Origin of the sequence: Micromonospora noduli, from assembly GCF_003264475.1 — a bacterium.
In the GTDB taxonomy this organism is placed as follows: Bacteria; Actinomycetota; Actinomycetes; order Mycobacteriales; family Micromonosporaceae; genus Micromonospora; species Micromonospora noduli.
Genome location: NZ_PYAC01000017.1, coordinates 193035 through 214466 on the forward strand (window position 1 = coordinate 193035; position 21432 = coordinate 214466).

At 71.7% G+C, this 21432-nt stretch carries 16 protein-coding genes; 3 read left to right on the forward strand and 13 right to left on the reverse strand.

Going from position 1 to position 21432, the window contains the following annotated elements; translation table 11 throughout:
- The first annotated feature begins 66 nt into the window (after positions 1 to 66).
- A complete protein-coding gene (locus MED15_RS19630) occupies positions 67 to 3255 on the forward strand; it encodes an ATP-binding protein (protein WP_112736546.1) in 3189 nt (1062 codons plus the stop codon).
- A 1-nt stretch (position 3256) separates the two neighbouring features.
- On the opposite strand, the gene MED15_RS19635 is transcribed toward MED15_RS19630, so the two are convergent.
- A complete protein-coding gene (locus MED15_RS19635; RefSeq protein WP_112736548.1) occupies positions 3257 to 4084 on the reverse strand; it encodes an ABC transporter permease in 828 nt (275 codons plus the stop codon).
- Positions 4081 to 5061 (reverse strand): ATP-binding cassette domain-containing protein, encoded by a 981-nt coding sequence (locus MED15_RS19640; RefSeq protein WP_112736550.1) that lies wholly within the window; start codon positions 5059 to 5061, stop codon positions 4081 to 4083. Before MED15_RS19640 ends, MED15_RS19635 begins: the two co-directional genes overlap by 4 nt.
- 294 nt (positions 5062 to 5355) lie before the next feature.
- Here MED15_RS19640 and MED15_RS19645 point away from each other — a divergent pair, with 294 nt between their 5' ends.
- Positions 5356 to 6297: a hypothetical protein gene (locus MED15_RS19645; RefSeq protein ID WP_112736552.1), complete on the forward strand. Its 942-nt coding sequence runs from the start codon at positions 5356 to 5358 to the stop codon at positions 6295 to 6297.
- 388 nt (positions 6298 to 6685) lie between these two features.
- On the opposite strand, the gene MED15_RS19650 is transcribed toward MED15_RS19645, so the two are convergent.
- The 11 genes from MED15_RS19650 to MED15_RS19700 all read right to left on the reverse strand — a co-directional run bounded on the left by MED15_RS19650 (position 6686) and on the right by MED15_RS19700 (position 20118).
- Positions 6686 to 7489: a class I SAM-dependent methyltransferase gene (locus MED15_RS19650; RefSeq protein ID WP_112736554.1), complete on the reverse strand. Its 804-nt coding sequence runs from the start codon at positions 7487 to 7489 to the stop codon at positions 6686 to 6688.
- A 32-nt stretch (positions 7490 to 7521) separates the two neighbouring features.
- Complete coding sequence (locus MED15_RS34280; RefSeq protein WP_112736556.1) at positions 7522 to 8298, reverse strand: ABC transporter ATP-binding protein; 777 nt, start codon at positions 8296 to 8298, stop codon at positions 7522 to 7524.
- Positions 8298 to 9041: an ABC transporter ATP-binding protein gene (locus MED15_RS34285; RefSeq protein WP_112736558.1), complete on the reverse strand. Its 744-nt coding sequence runs from the start codon at positions 9039 to 9041 to the stop codon at positions 8298 to 8300. Before MED15_RS34285 ends, MED15_RS34280 begins: the two co-directional genes overlap by 1 nt.
- Positions 9038 to 10057 carry a branched-chain amino acid ABC transporter permease gene (locus MED15_RS33845; RefSeq protein ID WP_112736560.1) on the reverse strand — a complete coding sequence of 340 codons (1020 nt, stop codon included), beginning with the start codon at positions 10055 to 10057 and terminating at the stop codon, positions 9038 to 9040. Before MED15_RS33845 ends, MED15_RS34285 begins: the two co-directional genes overlap by 4 nt.
- Positions 10054 to 10950: a branched-chain amino acid ABC transporter permease gene (locus MED15_RS33850; protein WP_112584490.1), complete on the reverse strand. Its 897-nt coding sequence runs from the start codon at positions 10948 to 10950 to the stop codon at positions 10054 to 10056. The genes MED15_RS33845 and MED15_RS33850 overlap by 4 nt, the downstream gene beginning before the upstream one ends.
- Entirely contained in the window at positions 10947 to 12140 is a 1194-nt protein-coding gene (locus MED15_RS19675) for an ABC transporter substrate-binding protein (protein ID WP_112584491.1), read from the reverse strand. Before MED15_RS19675 ends, MED15_RS33850 begins: the two co-directional genes overlap by 4 nt.
- Before the next feature lie 53 nt (positions 12141 to 12193).
- Entirely contained in the window at positions 12194 to 12598 is a 405-nt protein-coding gene (locus MED15_RS19680) for a roadblock/LC7 domain-containing protein (RefSeq protein ID WP_030490280.1), read from the reverse strand.
- 16 nt (positions 12599 to 12614) lie between these two features.
- On the reverse strand, positions 12615 to 15014 hold the full coding sequence (locus MED15_RS19685; RefSeq protein WP_112736562.1) for a sensor histidine kinase: 2400 nt from the start codon (positions 15012 to 15014) through the stop codon (positions 12615 to 12617).
- 253 nt (positions 15015 to 15267) lie between these two features.
- A complete protein-coding gene (locus tag MED15_RS19690) occupies positions 15268 to 15747 on the reverse strand; it encodes a helix-turn-helix transcriptional regulator (RefSeq protein WP_112736564.1) in 480 nt (159 codons plus the stop codon).
- 260 nt (positions 15748 to 16007) lie between these two features.
- Positions 16008 to 17300 carry a cytochrome P450 gene (locus MED15_RS19695; RefSeq protein ID WP_112736566.1) on the reverse strand — a complete coding sequence of 431 codons (1293 nt, stop codon included), beginning with the start codon at positions 17298 to 17300 and terminating at the stop codon, positions 16008 to 16010.
- 463 nt (positions 17301 to 17763) lie between these two features.
- Positions 17764 to 20118 carry an AbfB domain-containing protein gene (locus MED15_RS19700; RefSeq protein ID WP_112736568.1) on the reverse strand — a complete coding sequence of 785 codons (2355 nt, stop codon included), beginning with the start codon at positions 20116 to 20118 and terminating at the stop codon, positions 17764 to 17766.
- Positions 20119 to 20374: 256 nt separating this feature from the next.
- On the opposite strand from MED15_RS19700, the gene MED15_RS19705 reads away from it, so the two are divergent.
- A complete protein-coding gene (locus tag MED15_RS19705; protein ID WP_112736570.1) occupies positions 20375 to 21391 on the forward strand; it encodes a LacI family DNA-binding transcriptional regulator in 1017 nt (338 codons plus the stop codon).
- Positions 21392 to 21432 lie beyond the last annotated feature (41 nt).

Genomic DNA, 21432 nt, shown 5'->3' on the forward strand with positions numbered 1-21432 from the left:
GGGCCGTGACCGGCCTGGCGGACCGGTGGTCGTCGGGTCCGTGCGCGCGTGGGGGATGCTGGGTCCGTGCAGATCGCGACCCTCGGCCCACTCGCCGTCGACGGCCAGCCCGTTCGGGGTGAACGGCTCGCGGCGGTGCTCCGCGCGCTCGTCGACGCGCGGGGGCGCGCGGTCTCCGTGAACCTGCTCGTGGACGCCGTCTGGGACGGGGCCCCACCCGACGACGCGACCGGCGCCGTCCAGGCGCTCGTGTCCCGGGTACGCCGTCTCGGGCTGCCCGTGGTCGCGGTGCCGGGCGGATACCGGCTGCCCGCCGAGCAGATCACCGTCGACGCGGTCGAGGCGCGCGCGCTCGTCGATCAGGCGGGCACCGTGCTCCGGTGCGGTGACGCCAGTGCCGCCCGCGGTCTGGCCGATCAGGCGCGGGCGCTGTTCCCCGAGGTGCCGGAGTTGGTCAGCGCCGAGGACACCCGCCTGTTCGCGGAGGTCGCCGCGCTGCGCGCGCAGGCGGCACTCGCCGGCGTGGGCCCGTTCGACGAGGTCGACCTGGGCCGACTCGTCGCGCGGACACCGCCGGACGAGCCGTCCGCCGCCCTGCTCGTCCGGGTGCTTGCCGCGCAGGGACGGGAGGCGGAGGCGCTGGAGGTGGTCGAGCGGCTGCGCGCCGACCTGGCCGACCGCTACGGCACCGACCCGTCGCCCGTGATCACGAGCGTCCACCTGGCGTTGCTGCGCGGTGAACTCACCGCGCCGCCCGCCGCGGCGCCGCCGACGCCGCCCCGGCAGCAGGCGCGGATCACGCTGCCCGCCGCGTGGCGCCGCCCCATGGCCGCCCTCGTCGGCCGGGAGCGGGACGTCACTGCCGTCACCGACGCGCTCGCCGAGACACCCGTCGTGACGATCGTGGCGACCGGCGGGGCGGGCAAGACCCGGCTCGCCGCCGAGGTGGCCAGGCGTACGGCGGCGGGTGGGCAGGCGGTACGCGTGATCGAACTCGCCGGCCTGCGCTCGCCCGACGAGGTTCTGCCCACTGTGCTCGCCGCGCTCGGCGGCGCGGACACCACGGCCACCGGCGGCAACCTGGGTCTGGAGCGGCGGGTCCTCAGCCCCGAGGAGCGGCTGCGCGCCGTGGCGCCGGACCTGGACGGGCTGGTGGTGCTGGACAACTGCGAGCACGTGCTCGACGCGGTGGCCGTCGTCGTCGCGGACCTGGTCGCGGCGGCCTCGCCGGAGGTCGCGGTGCTCGCGACGAGCCGCGCCCCGCTGGGCCTGGTCGGCGAGCTGGTGCACCGGCTGACCGCGTTGCCGGACGCCGACGCGCTCGCGCTGGTCGAGTCCCGGGCACGGGCCGGTGGCGCCGTACCGACGTGGGACACCGAGCGGGCGCTCGCCCTGTGCCACCGGCTCGACAACCTGCCGTTGGCCCTCGAACTGGCCGCCGCGCGACTGCGGCACATGCCGATCGACGACGTGCTCGCCGGGCTGACCGACCGGTTCGCCCTGCTCGACGACGCCCTACGCGGCCTGCCCGAGCGGCACGCGAGCCTGTGGGCGCTTGTCGACTGGAGCAGGGAACTGCTCGCCGGGGCCGACCGCGACCTGCTCCAGCGGGTCGCGGTCATTCCCGCGCCGTTCACCGCGGACCTCGCCGCCGCCGTCGCGCAGGCCCCGGACGTCCGTCGCGGCCTGGCGACCCTCGTCGAACAGTCCCTGCTGACCCTGGTCGAGGGGGACGGTCCGCCGCGCTACCGCATGCTCGAAACGGTCCGCGAGTACGGCGAGGCCCGGCTGGACGCGGCCGGTGCCCGGGATCAGGCCATGGCCGGCCTGGTCAGCTGGGCGCGGGAGCAGTCCGTCGCGCTGACCGGCCGCTTCATCGGCCCCGGCCAGGTCGAGGCGCTGCACCGTTGCGCCGCCGAGCAGGACAACCTGGTCGCCGGCCTGCGGTGGGCGATGGGAACGGACGACGAGCCCGCCGCCGTCGACGTCGCCGCCGCGCTGTTCCACCTCTGGTCGGTGCGGGGCCTGCACCTGGAGGTCCTCGCCTGGGCGCGCGGGCTGCTGCACATCGACGACCCGCAGCGGCGGCTGCGGTCGGCGATCCTGCGCGGCGCGGCCAGCGGCCGGCCACTGCCCAACGCCGACCGGCTGGCCTGGACGTGCGTGGTGATCAGCGTGAACGCCGGCGTCAGCGCCGATCTGCGGCCCGCCGTGCTCGCCCGGCGGGCGCTGCGGACGCTCCAGACCGAACGTCCCGGCGAGGTGTCGTCCCGGATGACCGCTATTGCGGCGGCGCTGCCCGGCTTCGACGCGTCCGACGTGGAGCAGAGCCTGAAGAGCGCGACCGAGATGGTCGCGCACCCGGACCCGTACGTGCAGGCGCTGGGGCTGTTCGCGCGCGCGGCGGTGCGGGAGAACGGCGGCCTGCCGGAAGCGTCGATCAGCGACGCCGAGCAGGCTTACCACCGCTTCGAGGCCGCCGGAGACCACTGGGGCATGGCGATGGCGGCGGGTGCGGTCGGGCAGTTCCTGGTCCCGGGCGGGGATGCCCGGTCGGCCGAGTGGCTGACCCGCAGCGTCCGGCACATGGAGCTGGTCGGCGCCACGCAGGACGCGCGGTCGATCCGGGTACGGCTGGACGTGCAGCTCGCCCTGACCGGCGACGCCGAGGCCGAGCGGCGACTGGGTGAGACGGCCGCGCTGGGCCAGGCCGAGCAGATCGACTCCGCGCAGGCGCTGCTCGGCCTGGCGCACCTCGCCTGGCAGCGTGAGCGGTACGACGAGGCGCTCGCCCACGCCGACGAGGTGACGCGCGTCCTCGCCGGCTGGGTCGGGCCGCAGCCACAGCCGCGCGTGATGCTCCGGGCCACGGCGGCGATCATCTACCTGCGCGTGGCCCAGGTTGGGCGGGTGTCGGGCACCGACGCCACCACCCAGGCGGCCGCGATGCTGTCGCTCGCCCGTGACGATGCGCTGACCTCACGGGACCTGCCGGTGATCGGGGCGTGGGCGTCGGGCGGGGCGGAGTTCGCGGCGTACCGGGGTGACGTCGACAGCGCCCGCGAACTGGCCGTACTCGCGAAGCGGATCGGCACCCAGATCGAGATGTTCTTCCCCTTTGAAAACGGCGAACGGCTCAACGCCATCCTCGGGAACGAGGAGCAGCGTGAGCCGTTGCTGGCCGCGTGGCGCGAGCGGCCACCCGCCGCGGCCGTCAGCCGGATCCGCGAGCTGATGGACGACCTGCTCGCGTAGGTCAGATTTTCTTGCGGTACGCCCGCAGCGCCAGCGGCATGAACACCGCAACGAAGCCGGCGCACCAGGCGAGCGTCCACCACACGTGGTTGCCCAGTGGGGTGCCGAGGAACAGCCCGCGTACCGACGCCACCAGATGGGTCATCGGGTTGACGTCCACGAACGCCTGCATCCAGCCCGGCAGGGTGTCGGCGCCGACGAACACATTGGACGCGAAGCTCAGCGGCATGATCAACGCGAACATCACACCCTGCACGGCACCCGCGGTCCGCACCTTCATCGACACCAGCACCGGCAGCCAGCTCAGGCAGAGCGCGAACAGCACCGCGAGCAGACACCCGGCGATCGCCCGGAACGGGTCGGTGTCAATTCGGAAACCCATCACGTAGCCGATCGCGAGCGTCGACACGGTGACGATGACGTACCGGACGACATCGCCGAGGACCGCGCCGACCAGCGGGGCTGAGCGGGGGATCGGCAACGACCGGAACCGGTCGAAGATGCCCTTGGCGATGTCGGTGTTGAGGTTGACGCCGATCGCGATGGCGCCGGTCGCGATCGTCTGCGCCAGGATTCCGGGCAGCAGGAACTGCAGGTAGTCGTGGGTCGATCCGGCGACCGCGCCGCCGAAGACGTACACGAAGATGATGAGGAACAGCACCGGTTGCAGGGTGACGTCGATGAGCGCCTCGGGCGTACGCCAGGTCTTGATGAGGCTGCGCTTGGCGAGCGCCAACGAGTGCCGGACCAGCCGGAACGGCCGAGGGTTCGGCGCGGAGTTCGAGAGCACGCGGCGTCTCGTGGGCGCTGTGTCGGTCAGAGTGCTCATGCCGCGACCTCCGTGGGGCGGGTGGTGTCGTCTTCAGACGCCGTACGCCCGGTGAGGGTGAAGAACACCTCGTCGAGGCTCGGCAGGTGCAGGGAGAGTTCGGTGACCCCGATGCCGGCCGTGGCGAACCGCGCGACGCTCTCGGTCAGGGCCGCGTCGTCGGTGACCGGCACCGCGAGCACGCCCTTACGGATCTCGTCGGCCTGCGCGCCGGAACCGACCTGGGTCAGGATCTCCGCGGTGCGCGGCAGCTGAGCCGGATCGGACGGCCGGACCTCCAGGGTCTGCCCGCCGACCACCCGCTTGAGCCCTTCGGGGGTGTCGTGCGCGATGACCCGGCCGTGGTCGATCACCGTGATCGCGTCGGCGAGCGCGTCGGCCTCCTCCAGGTACTGGGTGGTCAGCAGCACCGTCGAGCCGTTGTTGACAAGCGAACGGACCACGTCCCACATGTCCTCGCGCTTGGCCGGGTCGAGCCCGGTCGTCGGCTCGTCCAGGAAGATCACGTCGGGGGAGCCGACGAGGCTGGCGGCCAGGTCCAGCCGTCGCCGCATGCCGCCGGAGTAGGTCTTGGCCGGGCGGTTCGCGGCATCGGTCAGGTCGAACCAGTCGAGCAGTTCGGCGGCCCGTCGCCGCGCGCCGACGCGCCCCAGCTCCAACAGGGTGCCGAACAGCTCCAGGTTCTGCCGCCCGGTCAGGTCCTCGTCGACCGAGGCGTACTGGCCGGTGAGGCCGATACTCTGCCGAACGCGTTCGGCGTCCCGTACCACGTCGAAACCGCTGATCCGGGCGGTCCCGCCGTCCGGGGTGAGCAGGGTGGAGAGGATGCGCACGGCGGTGGTCTTGCCGGCGCCGTTGGGCCCGAGCACCCCGAGCACCGTCCCACGGGGTACGGCGAGGTCCACGCCCTGAAGCGCCCTCGTCTTCCCAAACGTCTTCACGAGGCCCTCGGCCTCGATCACCAGGTCAGCTGTCATGCGCCGAGTCTGCGCGGGCCCGCTGACACCGCCCCGACACGCCGCCGACATCGGCTGACACGGGCTGACACCAGGGCTGGGAGAGAGGGCGGCCAGGGTGTGCACATCCACACCGGCGGTCGGCGTCACGATATGCTGGCCACGGCAGAGCGCCTGCCAGCGCCCGATGTGGTGGCCCACGCCTGACCACATGCTTGGGCCAAGAGTCTCCGACTCCGCGCCGATGTGTCGACTCCCGGCGTGCCGGTCACGCCGCCCGTTCGGTGGAGTGCGTGGGGCTGCACCGGAGGCGTCATGTCTGATCCGATTCCCCGACGGACCCCGGCCCCGGGACGCGCCCGCAAGCGCGCCATCCGGGAGCATGCAGCCCGGGCCGGCGTTGCCTACTCGGAGGCGGCCCGCCAGCTTGAGTCGGTCGGCCTCCGGCCCGGCGAAACCCTCTCCCGGTACGGGCGGACGATCTATCCGATCGGGTTCGACCCGCATCGCCAGCTGCTCGTCGAACGCCGTGAGCGGCGGTCGTTCGAGGAGCGGGTGTCGGACACCAGGCGGGCCGCTGCCCTACCTCATGGCCGCGCGCTGCACCTCGTCGAGCGGTTCCCGCCCAGCCGTGGGCGTACCGGCAGCGGGGTGGGCTCGCTCTATCACGGCGAGGGCCGCGAGGAACTGCTCGCGATGCTGTACATCGTGATCGTGGCCGAGTCGCCAGGGTTGCTGCCCGAGGTGGGGGACCTCGCCTGGATCGCGGAACTCGGCGAGGACACCGCGCTCGACACGGCCTGCGCCGAGATCGACCGCGAGGCCCGCCGCCTGCTCGACCAGGAGCCACTGGCCCTCTGGTCGCGCATCCAGAAGGCGCTGACCGTGGCCGAACGCATTGTGGACGGGCAGGTCCGCCAGGAGGCGATCCGGCAGACCGCGCTGTTGAGCACGATGATGACGCCGCGTCTGGGATACGCGGGCGAGCCGTACGTTCCGGGGTTGCCTGTCGCCGGTGCCCGGCAGATCCTCGACGCGCTGCTCATCGTCGCCGACGACGGCCACGCGCCGGGCACCCGGGTACGCCTGCTCACGCAGCCGCACGACGCGCGGTCGGCCACGATCATCGGTGCCCGGTGGGGTTCGTCCGGTCCGCCGGTGGGCTACCTCGTGTGGCTCGACGGGGCGACGGCGCCGCTGTCGGCCCGCCCTGACGACCTGATTGTCCTGGCCCACCAGGAAACCACTCCGCGCTGAGCCAGTGCCGGCCTCGGTGGTGCCCGCATCGTCTCCTCCGGGCCCGGTCAGACCCTCCTGCACAGCTTCGTTGCCTGGGCCACCTTCGGATGGATCCGGCGCGGCGGCCGCCGGTGACCGACGGTCACCTGCGTCGGGGCGGATGCGGTCGTGAGCGGTATACCTCAGAGTCATATTCATACCTCCGAGGTATACCGCTCAACAGCACGACGACATGGCGGGCCAGTCAGAGCACACGCCGGGCACGGGCCGGCCGGGCTCCCTTGCGGGGAGCCCGGCCGGTGCGGTCGACGCCGTCGTAGAGCTGTCCGGAGCGCAGCGGGGGGGAGGTGCTGCGGCGGGAGAGGTACGGACGGCGTGACCGCGCTCCGCGCGGTGGTCCACCTGCTCAGCTCGGTAGGCGGCCCCGCGTGGAGACGAAGTGGTACGACATGACGGCGAACCCGGGGTCACGAAGCAGCCGTCGGAAGGCGTGCAGTTGCTGGGGCGACAGCCCGGCGGCCAGCAGGTCCGGTTCCAACTGGCGGGAGTTGGTCTCGTAGAGCGACGTTCCGGAAGACCCGCCGGCCCAGCTCTGCGAGTGGGTGATGGTGTCCAGGTCGGTCAGACCGGCGAGGGCCATCTCGGTGTGCACGTCCTGCGCCCAGCCCAGGTCGGCGCCGTGGTCCTCCAGGACACCCATCATGGCGTCCATGACCTGCGCGAAGAGCTTCGCGGCGTCGTCGGTCGGGGCGGTCAGCACCCGCTGCGGCGCGGTGCAGTCGAACTCCTCGACCACCAGCCACCCGCCGGGCGCCAGCGCTCCGGTGAGCGTGCGCAGGACCCGTCGTCGATCGGGGAGGTGCAGCAGCACCAGCCGGGCGTGGATCAGGTCGAACGTGTCCCCGGGTGGCGGTTCGGTGCGCACGTCGTGCTGGCGTACGTGCAGGTTGCCCTCGGCCACGAGGTGTGTGGGGTCGATGTCGGTGGCCAGCACGTGCCCGTCGTCGCCGACCGCGCGGGCCATCCGACGGGCCATCGAGCCGCCACCCGCCCCGACCTCCCAGCAGGTCGCGCCCGGTTCCAGCACCGGTCGGGCCAGCCGACGTGTCGTGATCGGATCCAGGAAGGACTCCAGCGCGTGCATCTGGGGAACGGCGTCCGGTGCGCCGTTGTCGAACGTGTACGTGTCATCGCTCGTAGCGGTGGTCATCGGTGTCTACCTCTCCGTGAATGGTCGGGTGACTACGGGGTGTCGGCCCAGAGCCGAGGGGTCGATCGGTTGGCCAGGGGTGGGGGCGGCGCGGCGGCGGTGACGCTCAACATCGCCACCAGTGGGGCCGGATCGCGGCGGGCCTCCGCGGTCGGCCGGTCGTAGACCACCCGGCCGTACTCCAGCACCGCCACCCGGTCCGCGAGCTCGATGGCGTGCTGGAGTTGCTGCTCCACGAGCAGCACGGTCAGGCCGTCGGCGGCGAGACCGTTGACGAGTTCGCGGACCCGCGCCGCCAGGTCGGGCGAGAGCCCCTCACATGGTTCGTCGAGCAGCAGCACCCGGGGTTGGCCGAGCAGAGCACGGGCTATCGCCAGCATCTGCTGCTCGCCCCCGGAGAGTTCGCAACCGCGGTGTCGCAGCCGCACCGCCAGCCTCGGCAGCAGTTCCAGGGTCCTGGCGACGGTCCAGCCCTCGCCGCCGGAGGTGGGAGCCCGCCACGGCGCGGCCGCCAGGTGCAGGTGCTCGGCGACTGTCAACCGGGAGAAGACCCGGCGGCCCTGCGGGACGAGACCGACGCCGGACTGGGCGATGCGATGTGGTTGTCGACCGGCGACGTGCTCGCCGCCGATCTCGATGCGACCGCTGGACGCCCGTACCAGCCCGGCGATGGTGTGCACGAGCGTGCTCTTGCCCGCCCCGTTGCGGCCCACCACGGCCTGGATGCTGCCCGGTCGTACCCGAAGGCTGACCTCGTGCAGGACGATTCCCCCGCCGTAGCCGGCGCAGAGACGATCCACAGTGAGCATCAGGCCACCCCGTCGGCGTAGGCCTGCCGCACCAGCGGCGAGGTACGGATCTCGTCCGGTGTGCCGGCGGCCAACGTCTGACCGTCGCGCAACACGGTGACCGTGTCGGAGAGGGCGTACACCAGGTCCAGTCGGTGTTCGACCAGCAACACGGCGACCGCCCTGGGTAGCGCCTGGAGCAACTCGACCAGCCGGCCGACCTCGATGGCGGACAGCCCGGACGCCGGTTCGTCGAGGAGCAGCAGGCGGGGGCGACCGGCCAGGGCCATCGCGATCTCCAACTGGCGTCGTTGCCCGTGCGCGAGGTGCCCGGCGGGCACCGCCGCGACGGCGGTGAGCCCCATCTGGTCCAGCAGTGGGCCGGCCAGGCGCTGCGCGGCGCGTCGGCGTCCGCCCGGCCACCACCGGCGGCGTGGGATGACCCGGGGCAGCGCGGCCACCACGACGTTCTCCGTCGCGGTGAGCGTCGGAAAGACAGCGGGTCGTTGGTGGATGCGGTTGATGCCCCGCCGGGCCCGGGCCGCCGGGCCGAGCCGACCGACGTCCCGTCCGTCGAACCGCACCGTGCCGCGGTGCGGCCTGGTGGACCCGCCGAGCACGTTGAGCAGGGTCGTCTTGCCGGCCCCGTTCGGGCCGATCAACGCGTGCCGCTGGCCGTCGTGGATGCGCAGGTCCACGCCGTCGAGTGCGGCGAGCGAGCCGTACCGCACGCTGATCTCCTGGGCTTCCAGCAGGCCGGTCATCGGTGCAGCTCCGCAACGGTGGTCTGATCATGGGCGGCTGGCTGGTCCGGCTGTGGCGCCGGGGCGTTCGGCGGGCGCAGCCGACCCCGGGCCCGGTTGACGCCGGTGGGCAGCAGGTAGACCGTCGCCACGAACAGCGCGCCCAGCACCAGTGGCGCGTGGCCGGGCAGCACCCCGAACAGCCAGTCCCGGACGGCGATGACCAACGCCGCACCCACCAGGGCGCCGCCCACCGAGGCGGTGCCTCCGATGACGACACCGAGCAGCAGCAGCGCGGAGGTGTCGAAGCCGAAGTCGGCGGGGGAGATGTACTGCTGGGCGACGACCAGGAGCGAGCCGGCGGCGCCGGCGATCGCCCCGGCGGCGATGTGCGCGCCGGACAGGTGCAGCGCCACCCGGTGACCGCTGGCCCGCAACCGCGTCTCGTCGTCGCGGCCGGCACGCAGCACCAACCCCGCCCGGGTACGCAGCAGCACCAGCACCGCGCCGACCAGCATGGCCACGACTACCAGGGCGTACAGGTAACGGGCCTGATCGTTGGCCAGGGCCGGGAGCCCCCAGAACGGGCGGACCGGTGGGATGCCGGCCAGCCCGTCCGTGCCACCGGTCACCGACCGCCACCGCCCGAGGACGATGACGACGAGTTCGCCGATGGCAAGGGTGATCATCAGGACGATCACCCCTCGGGCGTGCACGACGAGCGGCACGGTCAGCGCGGCCAGCAACGCCCCGGCGGCCGCCGCGACGACGAGCTGCACGACGCCGACGTTGGAGACTCGGCTCCCGACCACGGCGCAAGCGTAGGCGCCCGCCGCGTACGGTGCGGTCTGGCCGAGGGTGGGCATGCCGGCGACGCCGGTGAGCAGGGCCACGCTCACCCCGACCAGGGCCAGCGCCAGCGTCCGGGCGAGGATCGCCGTGGTGTAGTCGTCGACCACCCAGGGCGCCACGACCAGGCCGACCAGGACGAGTGCCGCGATGCCGCCCCGAACTCGCCGGATCACCTCGCCTCTCATGCCGCCCTCCACCTGCCGGCCAGGCCACGCGCCCGCACGGCCAGCACGGCCGCCATGGCGGCGAAGAGCAGAAACGGCGCGGCGGACGGCAGCAGCGCCACTCCCAGCGTCTGGATCTCGCCGATCGCGAGCGCGGCCAGCAGGGTGCCCGCCATCGACCCGAGACCACCGAGGACGACCACCACCAGGGAGAGCAGCAGCACCGTGTCTGCGGTGCCCGTGCCGGGGCCGATGATGGGCGCGCCCAGGACCCCGGCCGCGCCGGCCAGCGCACCGGCGGCGGCGAGCACACCGGCCCGGATCCGCGCTGGACTCACGCCCAGACAGGCGACCATCTCCGGGTCGTCGACGGCCGCCCGGACGAGCATCCCGGCCCTGGTGCGTCGCACCACCAGGTAGAGGGCGGCGGCGAGCACGGCGGCGACGACGATGAACACCAACCGGTACGCGGCGTAGCGGTGACCGGCCACCATCACCGACCCCTCCAGGGCTGCGGGCACCTGGACCTGCGGGTTGTCGGGTCCGAAGCCGGCGACGAGCAGGCTGCCGCCGGCCAGCGCCACCCCGAACGTCAGCAGCGCCTGACTCAGGTGATTGCCGGTGGCGACCGGTGTGAGCAGACCGGCCAGGAGCACCCCCGCCGCGGCGGCGGCCAGCACACCGACCGCCAACGCCAACGCCAGGCTCGCCCAGCCGCCGTCGAGCAGCGCCGCGGCGGTGTACCCGCCGATCGCGTAGAGCAGGCCGTGCGCCAGGTTGAGGATGTTGGCGACGCCGAAACAGAAGACCAGGCCCGACGCGGCGACGAACACCAGCAGCCCGTAGGCGACTCCGTCCAACGCCGGGATCAGGTACGGGTCGATCCGGTTCGTGCCGGCCGCCACCGCTATCACCGGCCGACGGTCGCGAGGTCGCCCACGACGGTGTTGGACAGCGCCCGGCCGTCCTGGCGGACCTGCCGCAGGTACCACTTCTGCACCGGGGAGTGCGTGGTGGTGGAGAACTGCCAGGTGCCGCGCGGGCTGGCGATCTGGCCGAGTTTGCCGATGGCCGTGTTGATGGCCTCGGGGGTCGGGTCGCTTCCGGCGGCGCCGATCGCCCGGTCCAGCACCGCCGCCGCGTCGTACGAGGCCAGCGCGTAGGTCGTCGGCGAGCCGTCGTGCTTCGCCTTCCACGCGGCCACGAAGGCGCGGTTCTCCGCGTTGTCGAGGTCGGGCGAGTAGTTGAGCACCGAGTAGATGTCCCGGGCGGCCTCGCCCTGCGCGTTGAGCACGCCGCCCTCGGTGAGGAACCCGGCCGCGTACAACGGGATGTCCTTGATCTCGGACTGCGCGTACTGCTTGACGAAGTCGACGGCGGCGCTGCCGGCGTAGAAGGTGTAGACGGCCGCCGCGCCGGATGCCTTGATGCGGGCGAAGTACGGGAGAAAGTTGGTGGTGGCCGGGAACGGCGTGAAGGTCGTCTTGCCGTCGGCGTTCGCGAGCTTTCCGCCGATCTTGCCGAACGCGTCGGTGAAGCCGCGCAGCTCGTCCCAACCGCCCTGGTAGTCCGGGCCGATCGCGTACACGGAGCCCTTCACGTTGTCGCGGACGTGCTGGGCGATCGCCGCCCCGGGCTCGTCGGAGAGGTACGAGGTGTGCCAGACCCGGGAGACGTCCTTGAGTTCCGGCCGGCCGTTGGAGCCGACCAGTGGCACCTTGGTCTCGTTGAGCACGGGGGTGACTCCGGCGACCGAGCCGCCACCGACGATGCCGGTGAGCGCGGACACCCGGTCCTGCTTGAGCAGCTTGGTCGCCGCCGGGACAGCGGTCTGGGCGCCGTTGCCCTCGTCCGCGACGATGAGGTCGACCTGCCGACCCCCCAACTTGCCGTCGTGGGTGTCCAGGTAGAGCTGGAAGCCGTCGCGGATCTCCGTACCGACCGCCTGGTACGTCCCGGACAGCGACGCGAGCAGGCCGATCTTTATCGAGCCGCCGGCGCTCGTGCCCGGAGCGTCGTCGCCACAGGCCGTGCTGGTGGTCAGCACGGCGGCGAGCAGCGCGGCGGTGAGGGCACGGCTGCGCCAAGGCGTGATGAGAGGCATGTCTGACTCCAGAGGAAGGGGAAGGGGTTTCCGGCGTGGGGGCGCCGGGGTGGTCAGCGGCTGCGGGCGAGCGCCGCTCGGGCAGCGGGGGTCAGCGCGTCCCCGATGCGGTTGGCCAGCTCGGTCATCTCGTAGGAGACCTTGCCCACGTCACACTCGGGCGCGGCGAGCACCAGCAGCGAGGCGCCGTCGTTGAAGGCCATGGAGAACATGAACCCGCCCTCGAGCTGGGTGACGTTGGAGATCACCGCGCCGGCGTCGAAGAAGGCCGCCGCCCCCCGCAGCAGGCTGACCAGCCCGCTACCCGTGGCGGCCAACTGGTCGGCCCGGTCCGGTGGCAGGTCGCGGGTGGCGGCCACCATCAGGCCGTCGCTGGAAATGGCGATCGCGTGGCTGACCTCGGTCGCGCGCGCCGCGAAGTTGTCCAGCAGCCAGCCGAGATCCTGTTGGTCGGTCACGTGCTCTCCTGTCGCGTCATTTGTTGCCGAGGTTGATCGGGGTGCGCCGTCGGTTCGCCACGCCCCGCGCGTACGCGGCCATCGCCGTCGCCACCTGTGCCGGGTCGCGGTACTCGGACCGTTGCTGCTGCTGGGGCACTGTCACACCGCCGGGCACGAGGTGCCGTTGCGGCTGTCGTTTGGGCAGGCCGGAGTTGGTGGTCGTGGCGACCTCGGGGGTGTGCGCCTGGGCGGCCGTACGCCAGGCGTCGTCGGCGGGGCTGGACCACTGCTGGCCGTTCTGGCCGTTCTGGCCGTCGACGACGTCGTTCTGGAACCAGTGGTTGACCTGTTCGAAGATGAGCAGCTCCTCGGTGGGCGCGTCACCCCGGTCCGGGGGTGGGGGAGCCGGTCGGAAGACCGGCGCGGCCGGCAGGGTCCGTTCGGCCGGCGGGCGTCCGGCGGTGGGTTCGGGGCGCGGCTGGTACGGCGGCGGGGGGTTGGTAGTCCGCGCTGCCCGCCGCGACAGCCGGCCGGGTGCGAGCAGGTACTCCTCCGGTGGCAGCGACCGGATGATCGCCGCGGGCAGTGTCGCCTCGGCGAGGATGCCGCGTCGGGGGCCGCGTCGCAGTTGGACGGTGGCGCCCAGCCGGGCCGCGAGCTGGCCCACGACGACCAGCCCCATCGCCCGTACGGCGGCCACGTCGATGGCCGGCGGGCGGGCCAGCAGCTCGTTGAGTTGCTGCATCCGCTGCGCGGACAGCCCCACACCCTCGTCGCTGATCTGGACGATGACGCGGTCTCCCAGGCTCCGGCCGCTCACCCAGGTCTCGCTGCCCGGCGGCGAGTACGTCGTGGCGTTGTCCATGAGTTCGGCGAGCAGGTGCACGACCTCGTCGACGGTCTTGGCAGCCACCGCGACGTCCCCGTCGATCATGCCGAGCCGGACCCGCGCGTAGTGCTCGATCTGGGACAGTGCTGCCTGGAGCACCTGTTGCAGCGGGACGTCGCGCTGGCGTACGCGACCCACGCCGACACCACCGAGCACCAGCAGGCTGGCGTTGATCCGGCCCATCCGGGTCGCCAGGTTGTCCAGTGTGTACAGCTGGTCGAGCCGGTCGGGGTCGGTCTCGTCCCGCTCGACCAGGTCGACCTGGGCGAGGACGGCGTCGACCAGTCGCTGTTCGCGGCGGCTCAGGTGGATGAAGATGTCGGCGGTGTTGGCGCGCATGACGGCCTGTTCGGCGGCGGTCCGCACGGCGGCCTGGTGCACGGCGCTGAATGCCTGACCCAGTTCGCCGATCTCGTCGTCGCTGGACGGTTCGAGGGCGGCACTGGACTGCTGGTGGGCCAGCTTCTGTGGGTCGACGGTGGCGCTGCCGGGCTGTTGGAGCTGGGCCACCACGGCGGGGAGCTGTTCGAAGGCCACCGCGTTGGCCGCGTCCCGTAGCCGGCGCAGCCGCCGGGTGATCTGTCGTGCGACGGCCCAGGTCACCAACGCGGTCAGGATCAGGGCCAGGAGGACGCTGGCCGCCTCGGCCACGGCCCGGAGGCGCTGGTCGGCGTGCGCGGCCCGAACGTCGTCGCGGACCGCGCCGTCGACCCGGGCGCGCAGGTCGGCCAGCCGGGCGGCGCGCGTCTGGGTGGTGGACACCCAGGCGTCGGTCTCCAGTTTCAGTTGCGACCCCGGCTGGGCCCGGGACACCTCGTCCTGCATCCGTTGCAGGGCGAGCGCCTCCTTGCCGGTGCCGGCCTGCTCCCACCAGACGCTCCACTCCGGTGGGGCCAGGGCCAGGAACGACAGGCTCGACTCCGTGTAGCTGGTGCGGGCCGCGGTGATGTCCTGCTGCATGGCCGGGGTCAGCTCGCCGCCCGCGACGGCGCGCAGCACGGCCACCTGCTGCTGACCGATGGCCTCGGCCGTCTTCGACAGCGCCGCCGAGGCCCGGATCCCGTCGGCGAGTGGGGCGTCCACCACGCCGTGTGAGACGTTCTCCCGGAAGTTGATGAGGTCGGCTATCGCGATGCGGTAGCTGAAGGTCATCGCCGACACCGACGCGTGCGTGGCGGTGCGCACCTGGGTGCGCAGCGGGGCGAGGCCGTCCAGTGCCGCGTCGATGCGCCGCAGCAGAGCCGTGTTGGTGCCGCTGTCGGCAGACAGTCGGCCACGCTGCCCGCGGTAGCGGACGACGGCGCCATCGGTGGCGGCCATCTCCACGCCGAAGGCGTCCTGCTGCTCCGGCCGGGCATAGGTGAGCAGGTCGGCGGCGGCGATGCGTTCGCGTTGCAGGCGGTAGGCCAGGTCGCCGGCCTCGGCACCGACCTGCGCCAGGATCCGCAGGTCGCTGGCGCGGGCCGTCTGGCGTGCGCTCTCGGTCAGCGCGAGACCGGCGAAGCCGATCACGGCGACGAGCGGGGCCGCGACGATGAGCCGCATTCGGCCGGCGATCTTCCAACCGCGTCGACGGGTCGGGTAGGGTCTGGCCGCGTGGGACCGGGTGCTCGACGCCAAGATTGACTCCCACGACTCGTCGATGACGGTCTATACGCACGTTGCCGAATGCAAGTCCCATTCGGCCGGAAGCCGCGCTCGTAGACCAGACCTGGCCGTGGTACAAACTGCCCGTACCAGCATCTGTACCCAACGTCAGCGACCGGTGACGCCCCGAGGTCGTGCCGGATTCGTCGGGTCAGCGCTGGTGGTCGAGGGGCCCGGCCGGGTGCCGCCGCTGCGGTTCGTCCGCTTCGGGTTGACCGTTGAGCACCTGGCCGATTAGCTCACGCAGCTCGTCGATCGCGTCCACCACGGCGCCCGGGTCGCGCGCGTCACGCCGTCCACGCTGACGCGGCACCTGCCGATCCAGTCGAGCCGGTTCCGGCGCGCGGGGGCCTCGGCGACCGTCGGCGGCCAACTGCTCGGCCGCGACCTGCGGCCACAGTGCGGCCAGCCGGCCGCCGGTGCCGAGCACGTCGTCGCAGCGCAGCGCGAACTCGTGACTGCCGAACCGGCGCCCTGACTCGACCGCCGCGACCGTCTCCCGGCTGAACCGCACCAGGTCCGCCAGGGCTCGTTGGGTAAGGCCCCGTTGGACGCGGCAGTCGCGCAACTCCCGTCGGAACCGCTGACTGGCAGCGGAGTGAGCCGAGCTCGACGGGGACGTGTGCTCCATGCGCTCACCTTCGTGGAACGGACATTCAGCGGCGGCCGCAGATCGAGATTGACCGATGAGCCGAACATTCACAGAGGGCAATTCTTAACCCATGACGCGATGGGTGTGAAGACGTTCACCGGTATGGATCGTCGGGAAAAGCGGGAAAGGTACGCGCCGACCCCGGTGCCGGCACCCGGATGCGCCGGGTGGAGCCGGCCACGCCGCCCATCCCACCCCCGACCAGTCCGCAGGTCAGCACCGCTGGCGCTCGCGGGCTCTCAGGCGGCGTGCACTTCGGCCGTCGCGCCATTCCGTGCCGCCGGCACGTCCGCGGGTGCCGGAACGTCGATTATCGCGAGCAGCGTGCGGTGCGCACGAAATGCGACATTGGGTTTGTACGAGCGATGTTGCTCCGGTGACAGCCTCAGCCCGGGAATGGCTTCGGCGAGCCGGCTGAGGGCGATTCCGGCCTCAAGCCGCGCCAATCCCGCGCCGATGCAGAAATGTGGACCGTGGCCAAATGACAGGTGATTGCCCACATCGGCCCGGTGTGGGTCGAACCGGTCCGGGTCATGGAACGCCGCCGGGTCCCGGTTCGCGGCTCCGATCAACAGCAGGCAACGGGCGCCGGCGGGAATCGTCACCGCGCCCACTGTGACATCCCGGGTGGTCACCCGCAGCCAACCGTCGATGGCTGGCGCGAACCGTAGCGTCTCGCCCACGAAGGCCGGGACGAGTCCCGGGTCCGCGGTGATCGCCGACCAGCGCTGGGGGGCGGACAGGGCCTGGTCGAGCGCGTGCGCGAGCAACCCGGCAGTGGTCTCGTGGCCCGCGACCAGGAGGTTGAAGGCAAGGCTTGCCACCTCGGGCACCGTCAGCACGCTGTCGTCGTCGTCCCGGTATTCCAGGGCGCGGCTGATGAAGTCCTCGCCCCGGTGTCCACTGTCCAGCCGTTGGCGGACCAGGTCCTCGCAGTAGTGCCAGAACTCCAGCAGGCCCTGGGCCAGGCGTACCTGCTCGGCCGGGTCCGGTTGCCCCCAGATGAGGGCGATCTGGCCGTCCGCCCAACTCCGGATGCGCCCGATGTCGGCGTCGGGCACCCCGAGGATGTCCAGGACCACCAGCAGGGGAAGCTCGGTCGCGAACTCCGGGATCAGGTCGACCTGATCGCCGTGGCGAGCGGCGAGACGGGACACCAGTTGGTCGACCCGGCGTCGGATGATCTCCCCGTACTCAGCCTCGACCCGCTCGGCGGTGTTCGCGAAGGTCGCCCGTAGGGCCCGTCGGGTGCGCGGGTGCTCCGGTGGGTCCGCGGCGGCCGTCGTGGGTGGCGCGTCGATCTGCATGATCACGTTCAGTGCCGGTGGACACACCTCGTAGACCGGGGCGAGGGTGAGAGCGTTGGCGAATGTCGTGGCGTCGGCGAGAGCCCGCCGGACGTGTGCGTGCCGGCTGATCAACCACAGGCCCAGATCCTCGGCGTAGTGCACCCCGTCGGGATCGTCGAGAATGCGCCGCCACATGCTTGCCGGATCGGTGAGATAGAGACCGGTGAACGGATTCAACCGCATGGAAAGCCTCCTGGTGCACGCGGCGCGAAACCGGCAGCGCCCCCATTTGGCGATCCACTCCAGCCGGGCCGATAATGGCGTGCATCTGCCTCTGGCTCTTTACGGTGCGCTGGCCGGCCGCGCAAGTCAAGATTGGTGTCCGTCTATTTCTTGGCCGGCATGATTGCGTGTTGCAACAGCGGAGCGAACCTGGCCAGATGCATGTTGCGGCGCGGTCCTTGCCCTGAAGTCGACCCGGCCGGACGGTGCAATCAACTCGCCGCTTTCGCTCATGACCGGGGAAACGACCCCCGAGACGACGAGTGACGCCGGCGTCCGGTCACCGACCGCGACGGAAGGCGCCGGCGCTGGTGGAAGAGGCGGAGCCCCGGCCCCGACACGGTCCACGCGTCGCGGGGGTCCCGGCCCACGCCGGAACCCCCGCGCTTCTAGTTGTCGGAGCGGCCCGCTTAGCGCCCAGCGATCAGGGCACCCACGGGGCGGCGATGTTCCAGGTGCTGTCGGCGGTCCACGACGTCGGTGTGTTGTACGCGTCGCCGCCGGCGCCGTTGCTGAGCCAGACCTCCGCGTTGTAGTGCCGCAGGTACCTACCTCGGAAGTTGTACGACTCCAGCGACACGCCGGTGCCGGTCAGGCCGGTACGGGCGCACCAGGTGGCGTCGGCGCGCAGCAGCGCTGAGCCGTCGTCCGGCGAGTTGCGGACCCGGGAGTTCTGGTGGCGCAGGTACTGCCCGGGAAAGTTGACCGACTCGAACGAGTAGCAACCGGCACCGGCCAGGCCGGGCCGGATGGTGTACGTGGCGTCGGCCTTGAGCAGGCTGGAACTCGCGGCGTCGACCACCTCCGTGTAGGCCAGGCTGTCCTGGTGGCGTAGGTAGCGGTTGGTGAAGCCGGGCGTGGTCACCTGCAACGACCGACGGGTGTTGACCGGCAGGGCGACGGGTGCCGAACTGCCGATGGCCTTCGAGGCGTTGATCAGGGCGGTGTTGGCGGCGCGTATCCGCGCCTGGTCCATCTTGATCACCTGTCGGTCGTAGGTGAGGAACCCGTTCAGCTCACCCTCCAGGTCGGTGATCTCGGTGTAGATCGAGGCGCTGAGCCCCTTGCCGAACATCAGGTTCTGGGTGCCCTGCACCAGCCCCACGTACCGGTCGGTGAGGGCGTTCGAACTGGACTGCCACTCGTATGCGAAGAAGCTGCCGCTCGGGCTGTACTCGTGGCCCGGCGTGTGCAGTCCCAGGCCGCCGAACTCACCGAGCACTGCGATCCGGCTGCTCGACGGTACGGGCGAGTCCGGGCCGAGGTAGACGTGCCAGTCGTCGATGTCGCCGTTGCCGGGGTTGCCGAGGGACTGGCAGCAGTTGTGGCCGCTGTGCGGGTTGACCAGACGTGTCGGGTCCTGGTTCTTGATGTTCTGCGCGACCCGCCGGGTGTCGGCGAGGGACCGCTCGCCCCAGCCCTCGTTGTAGGGCGTGTACGCGATCACGGCGGGTGAGCTGCGGTGCTCGTCGACGATCTCGCGTGCCTCGGCCTCGAACTGCGCCTGCTGGGCGTCGGTGGGGTTGACGTCCTGTGCGGTCAGCGACGGGATGTCCTGCCAGACCAGCAGGCCGAGCCGGTCGGCGTGGTAGAACCAGCGCTGCGGCTCGACCTTGATGTGCTTACGCACCATGTTGAAGCCCAGGTCCTTGTGTTTCTGCAGGTCGAAGGCGAGGGCGGCGTCGGTGGGCGCGGTGTAGAGCCCGTCCGGCCAGAAGCCCTGGTCGAGGGTGCCGACCTGGAACACGAACTGGCCGTTGAGCTTGGGGCGCAGCACACCGTTGACCAGGCCGGTGGTGATCTCCCGCATGCCGAAGTAGTGCGTGGTCCGGTCCACTGTGGCACCGGTGGCGCCGCGCACTGTCACCCGGAGGTTGTAGAGAAACGGGTCGTCGGGTGACCAGCGGCGGGCGTTGGGCACCGGCACGCTGAAGTCGGTGAAGCCGCCGGTGGCCGAGCCGACCACTGTGGTGCCGTTCAGCGCCTCGGCGAGCACGCTGTGGCCGCTCACGTCGCCCCGGGTGAAGACCCGGACCCGCAGTGTGTTGTTGCTCAGGTTCGGGTAGACGTCCACGCTGCTGATCGAGGCGGCGGGCACCGGCTCCATCCACACCGTCTGCCAGATGCCGGAGCTGGGGGTGTAGAAGATCCCGCCAGGTGTCTTGGTCTGCTTGCCGATGGCGGGCAGGCTGCCGTTCTGTCGGGTGTCGGTGGGATCCCAGACCTTGACGACGATCTCGTTCGTCCCGGTGGTGAGCTGGGGCGTCACGTCGAAGGTGAAGGCGTCGTAGCCGCCGGTGTGCGCGCCGACGCGGACACCGTTGACCCAGACGGTGCTCTGCCAGTCGACGGCGCCGAAGTGCAGCAGCGTGCGCCGACCCGACCAGTTCGCCGGGATGGTGACGGTGCGTCGGTAGAACAGGTAGTTGCGGTTGTCGTTGGCGGCCCGCTGGATGCCGGACAGGGCGCTCTCCACCGGGAAGGGCACGTTGACCCGCTCGGGCAGGTTCGTGCCGAACTGCGGGGCGTCGTCGGTCGTCGACTGGCGTAGCTGCCACTCGCCGTTGAGGTTGAGCCAGTCCGGCCGCGTCATCTGGGGTCGCGGGTACTCGGGCAGTGGTGTGCCGGCCAGCGCCTGGCTGGTCCAGGGGGTGCTCAGTGGCGGCGTCTTGGCCGGTGCGGCGTACGCCGACGAGGCGGGCGCGGCGAGAACGCCGGCGACCAGGGCGATGGCGAGCAGCAGTGGCAGGGCAGGGCGGATGGGGACGTGACGTGTCATGCCGTCTCCGGGGGAGGAGTCGCCGCGGGCGGTGCAGCCAGGCCCGAAGCGCGTGGGTGGTGGGCATCGGGTGGTCATTGACGGGGGGACGGGCGTCAGCGACGGATGTCGGTGGGATCTCCACACGCCAACGGTGACCGGCATATTGACATCCATCATCACCTGTATAACGTTATAGAGCCGCGCCGACCCTCCCGTCAATGCTTGTTCATCAATGTCCGGTCGGCCCGCCGGTCGAATTCGCGAGAGGTTGGGGATGGGCGTCAACCTGAAGGACATCGCCCAGCGCGCCGGTGTCTCCCTGGCCACTGTCTCGAACGTGGTGAACGGGTACCGGCCGGTGGGGGAGCGGACCCGACAACGGGTGCAGCAGGCGATCGACGAACTCGGCTACAGCCCCAACCTCGGCGCCCGGCATCTCCGTCGGGGCCGTACCGGTCTGATCGCCCTGGCCGTCCCGGAACTGACCAACCCGTACTTCGCCGAGCTCGCCGAGATAGCCATCTCCGAGGCCGCCGCGCTCGGCTACACACTCGTCATGGAGAACACCGCCGCGGACCGGGAGGCGGAGCTGGCGCTCCTCGACGGCTCGCGACAGCGCATCATCGACGGCCTGATCCTCAGCCCGGTGCGCATTGGCCGGGAGGAGGTGCTGGCCCGGACGGCCGGCAGCCCACTCGTGCTGATCGGCGAGGGCGTCTACGACGTGCCACACGACCACATCGCCATCGACAACGTCGCCGCCAGCCACGCGGCTATCCGGCATCTCGTGGCGATCGGCCGCCGCCGGATAGCGTTCATCGGCGCCACCCCGGGCGGTGACCGACAGTCGGCCCACCTGCGGGTCCGGGGTTACCGGGAAGCACTGGCGGCCGCCGGCCTGCCGTACCGACCACTGTTGGTCGCCGGCACCGACGCGTTCGGTCGGCTCGACGGCATGCGCGCAATGCGTGACCTGCTCGCCCTCGGTGACCCGCCGGACGCGGTGTTCGGTTACAACGACCTGGTCGCCATCGGCGCGCTGCGGGCGCTGGCCGAGGCCGGTCACCGGGTGCCCGAGGACGTCGCGGTGGTCGGGATCGACGACATCGAGGAGGGGCGGTTCACTACCCCGACCCTCACCACGATCGCCCCCGACAAGCGGGAGATCGGCCGTCTCGCGGTACGCCGCCTCATCGCCCGCATCGAGGGCGCGGAGGTCGCGGGGCCGCTGACCGTGCAGACACCGTTCCGGCTTTTCCGCCGGGAGAGCACCGGCACGCCGGACGCCTGACCACCGGTCGCCCACGAGCCCCGCGCCGCGCCGCGCCGCGC

What these genes read in the sequence shown, in the direction of transcription:
- MED15_RS19635 (WP_112736548.1), bottom strand. Translation starts at nt 4,084, where the DNA reads ATGAGCACTCTGACCGACACAGCGCCCACGAGACGCCGCGTGCTCTCG.
- MED15_RS19640 (WP_112736550.1), bottom strand. Translation starts at nt 5,061, where the DNA reads ATGACAGCTGACCTGGTGATCGAGGCCGAGGGCCTCGTGAAGACGTTT.
- MED15_RS19645 (WP_112736552.1), top strand. Translation starts at nt 5,356, where the DNA reads ATGTCTGATCCGATTCCCCGACGGACCCCGGCCCCGGGACGCGCCCGC.
- MED15_RS19650 (WP_112736554.1), bottom strand. Translation starts at nt 7,489, where the DNA reads ATGACCACCGCTACGAGCGATGACACGTACACGTTCGACAACGGCGCA.
- MED15_RS34280 (WP_112736556.1), bottom strand. Translation starts at nt 8,298, where the DNA reads ATGCTCACTGTGGATCGTCTCTGCGCCGGCTACGGCGGGGGAATCGTC.
- MED15_RS34285 (WP_112736558.1), bottom strand. Translation starts at nt 9,041, where the DNA reads ATGACCGGCCTGCTGGAAGCCCAGGAGATCAGCGTGCGGTACGGCTCG.
- MED15_RS33845 (WP_112736560.1), bottom strand. Translation starts at nt 10,057, where the DNA reads ATGAGAGGCGAGGTGATCCGGCGAGTTCGGGGCGGCATCGCGGCACTC.
- MED15_RS19675 (WP_112584491.1), bottom strand. Translation starts at nt 12,140, where the DNA reads ATGCCTCTCATCACGCCTTGGCGCAGCCGTGCCCTCACCGCCGCGCTG.
- MED15_RS19685 (WP_112736562.1), bottom strand. Translation starts at nt 15,014, where the DNA reads ATGCGGCTCATCGTCGCGGCCCCGCTCGTCGCCGTGATCGGCTTCGCC.
- MED15_RS19690 (WP_112736564.1), bottom strand. Translation starts at nt 15,747, where the DNA reads ATGGAGCACACGTCCCCGTCGAGCTCGGCTCACTCCGCTGCCAGTCAG.
- MED15_RS19695 (WP_112736566.1), bottom strand. Translation starts at nt 17,300, where the DNA reads ATGCGGTTGAATCCGTTCACCGGTCTCTATCTCACCGATCCGGCAAGC.
- MED15_RS19700 (WP_112736568.1), bottom strand. Translation starts at nt 20,118, where the DNA reads ATGACACGTCACGTCCCCATCCGCCCTGCCCTGCCACTGCTGCTCGCC.
- MED15_RS19705 (WP_112736570.1), top strand. Translation starts at nt 20,375, where the DNA reads ATGGGCGTCAACCTGAAGGACATCGCCCAGCGCGCCGGTGTCTCCCTG.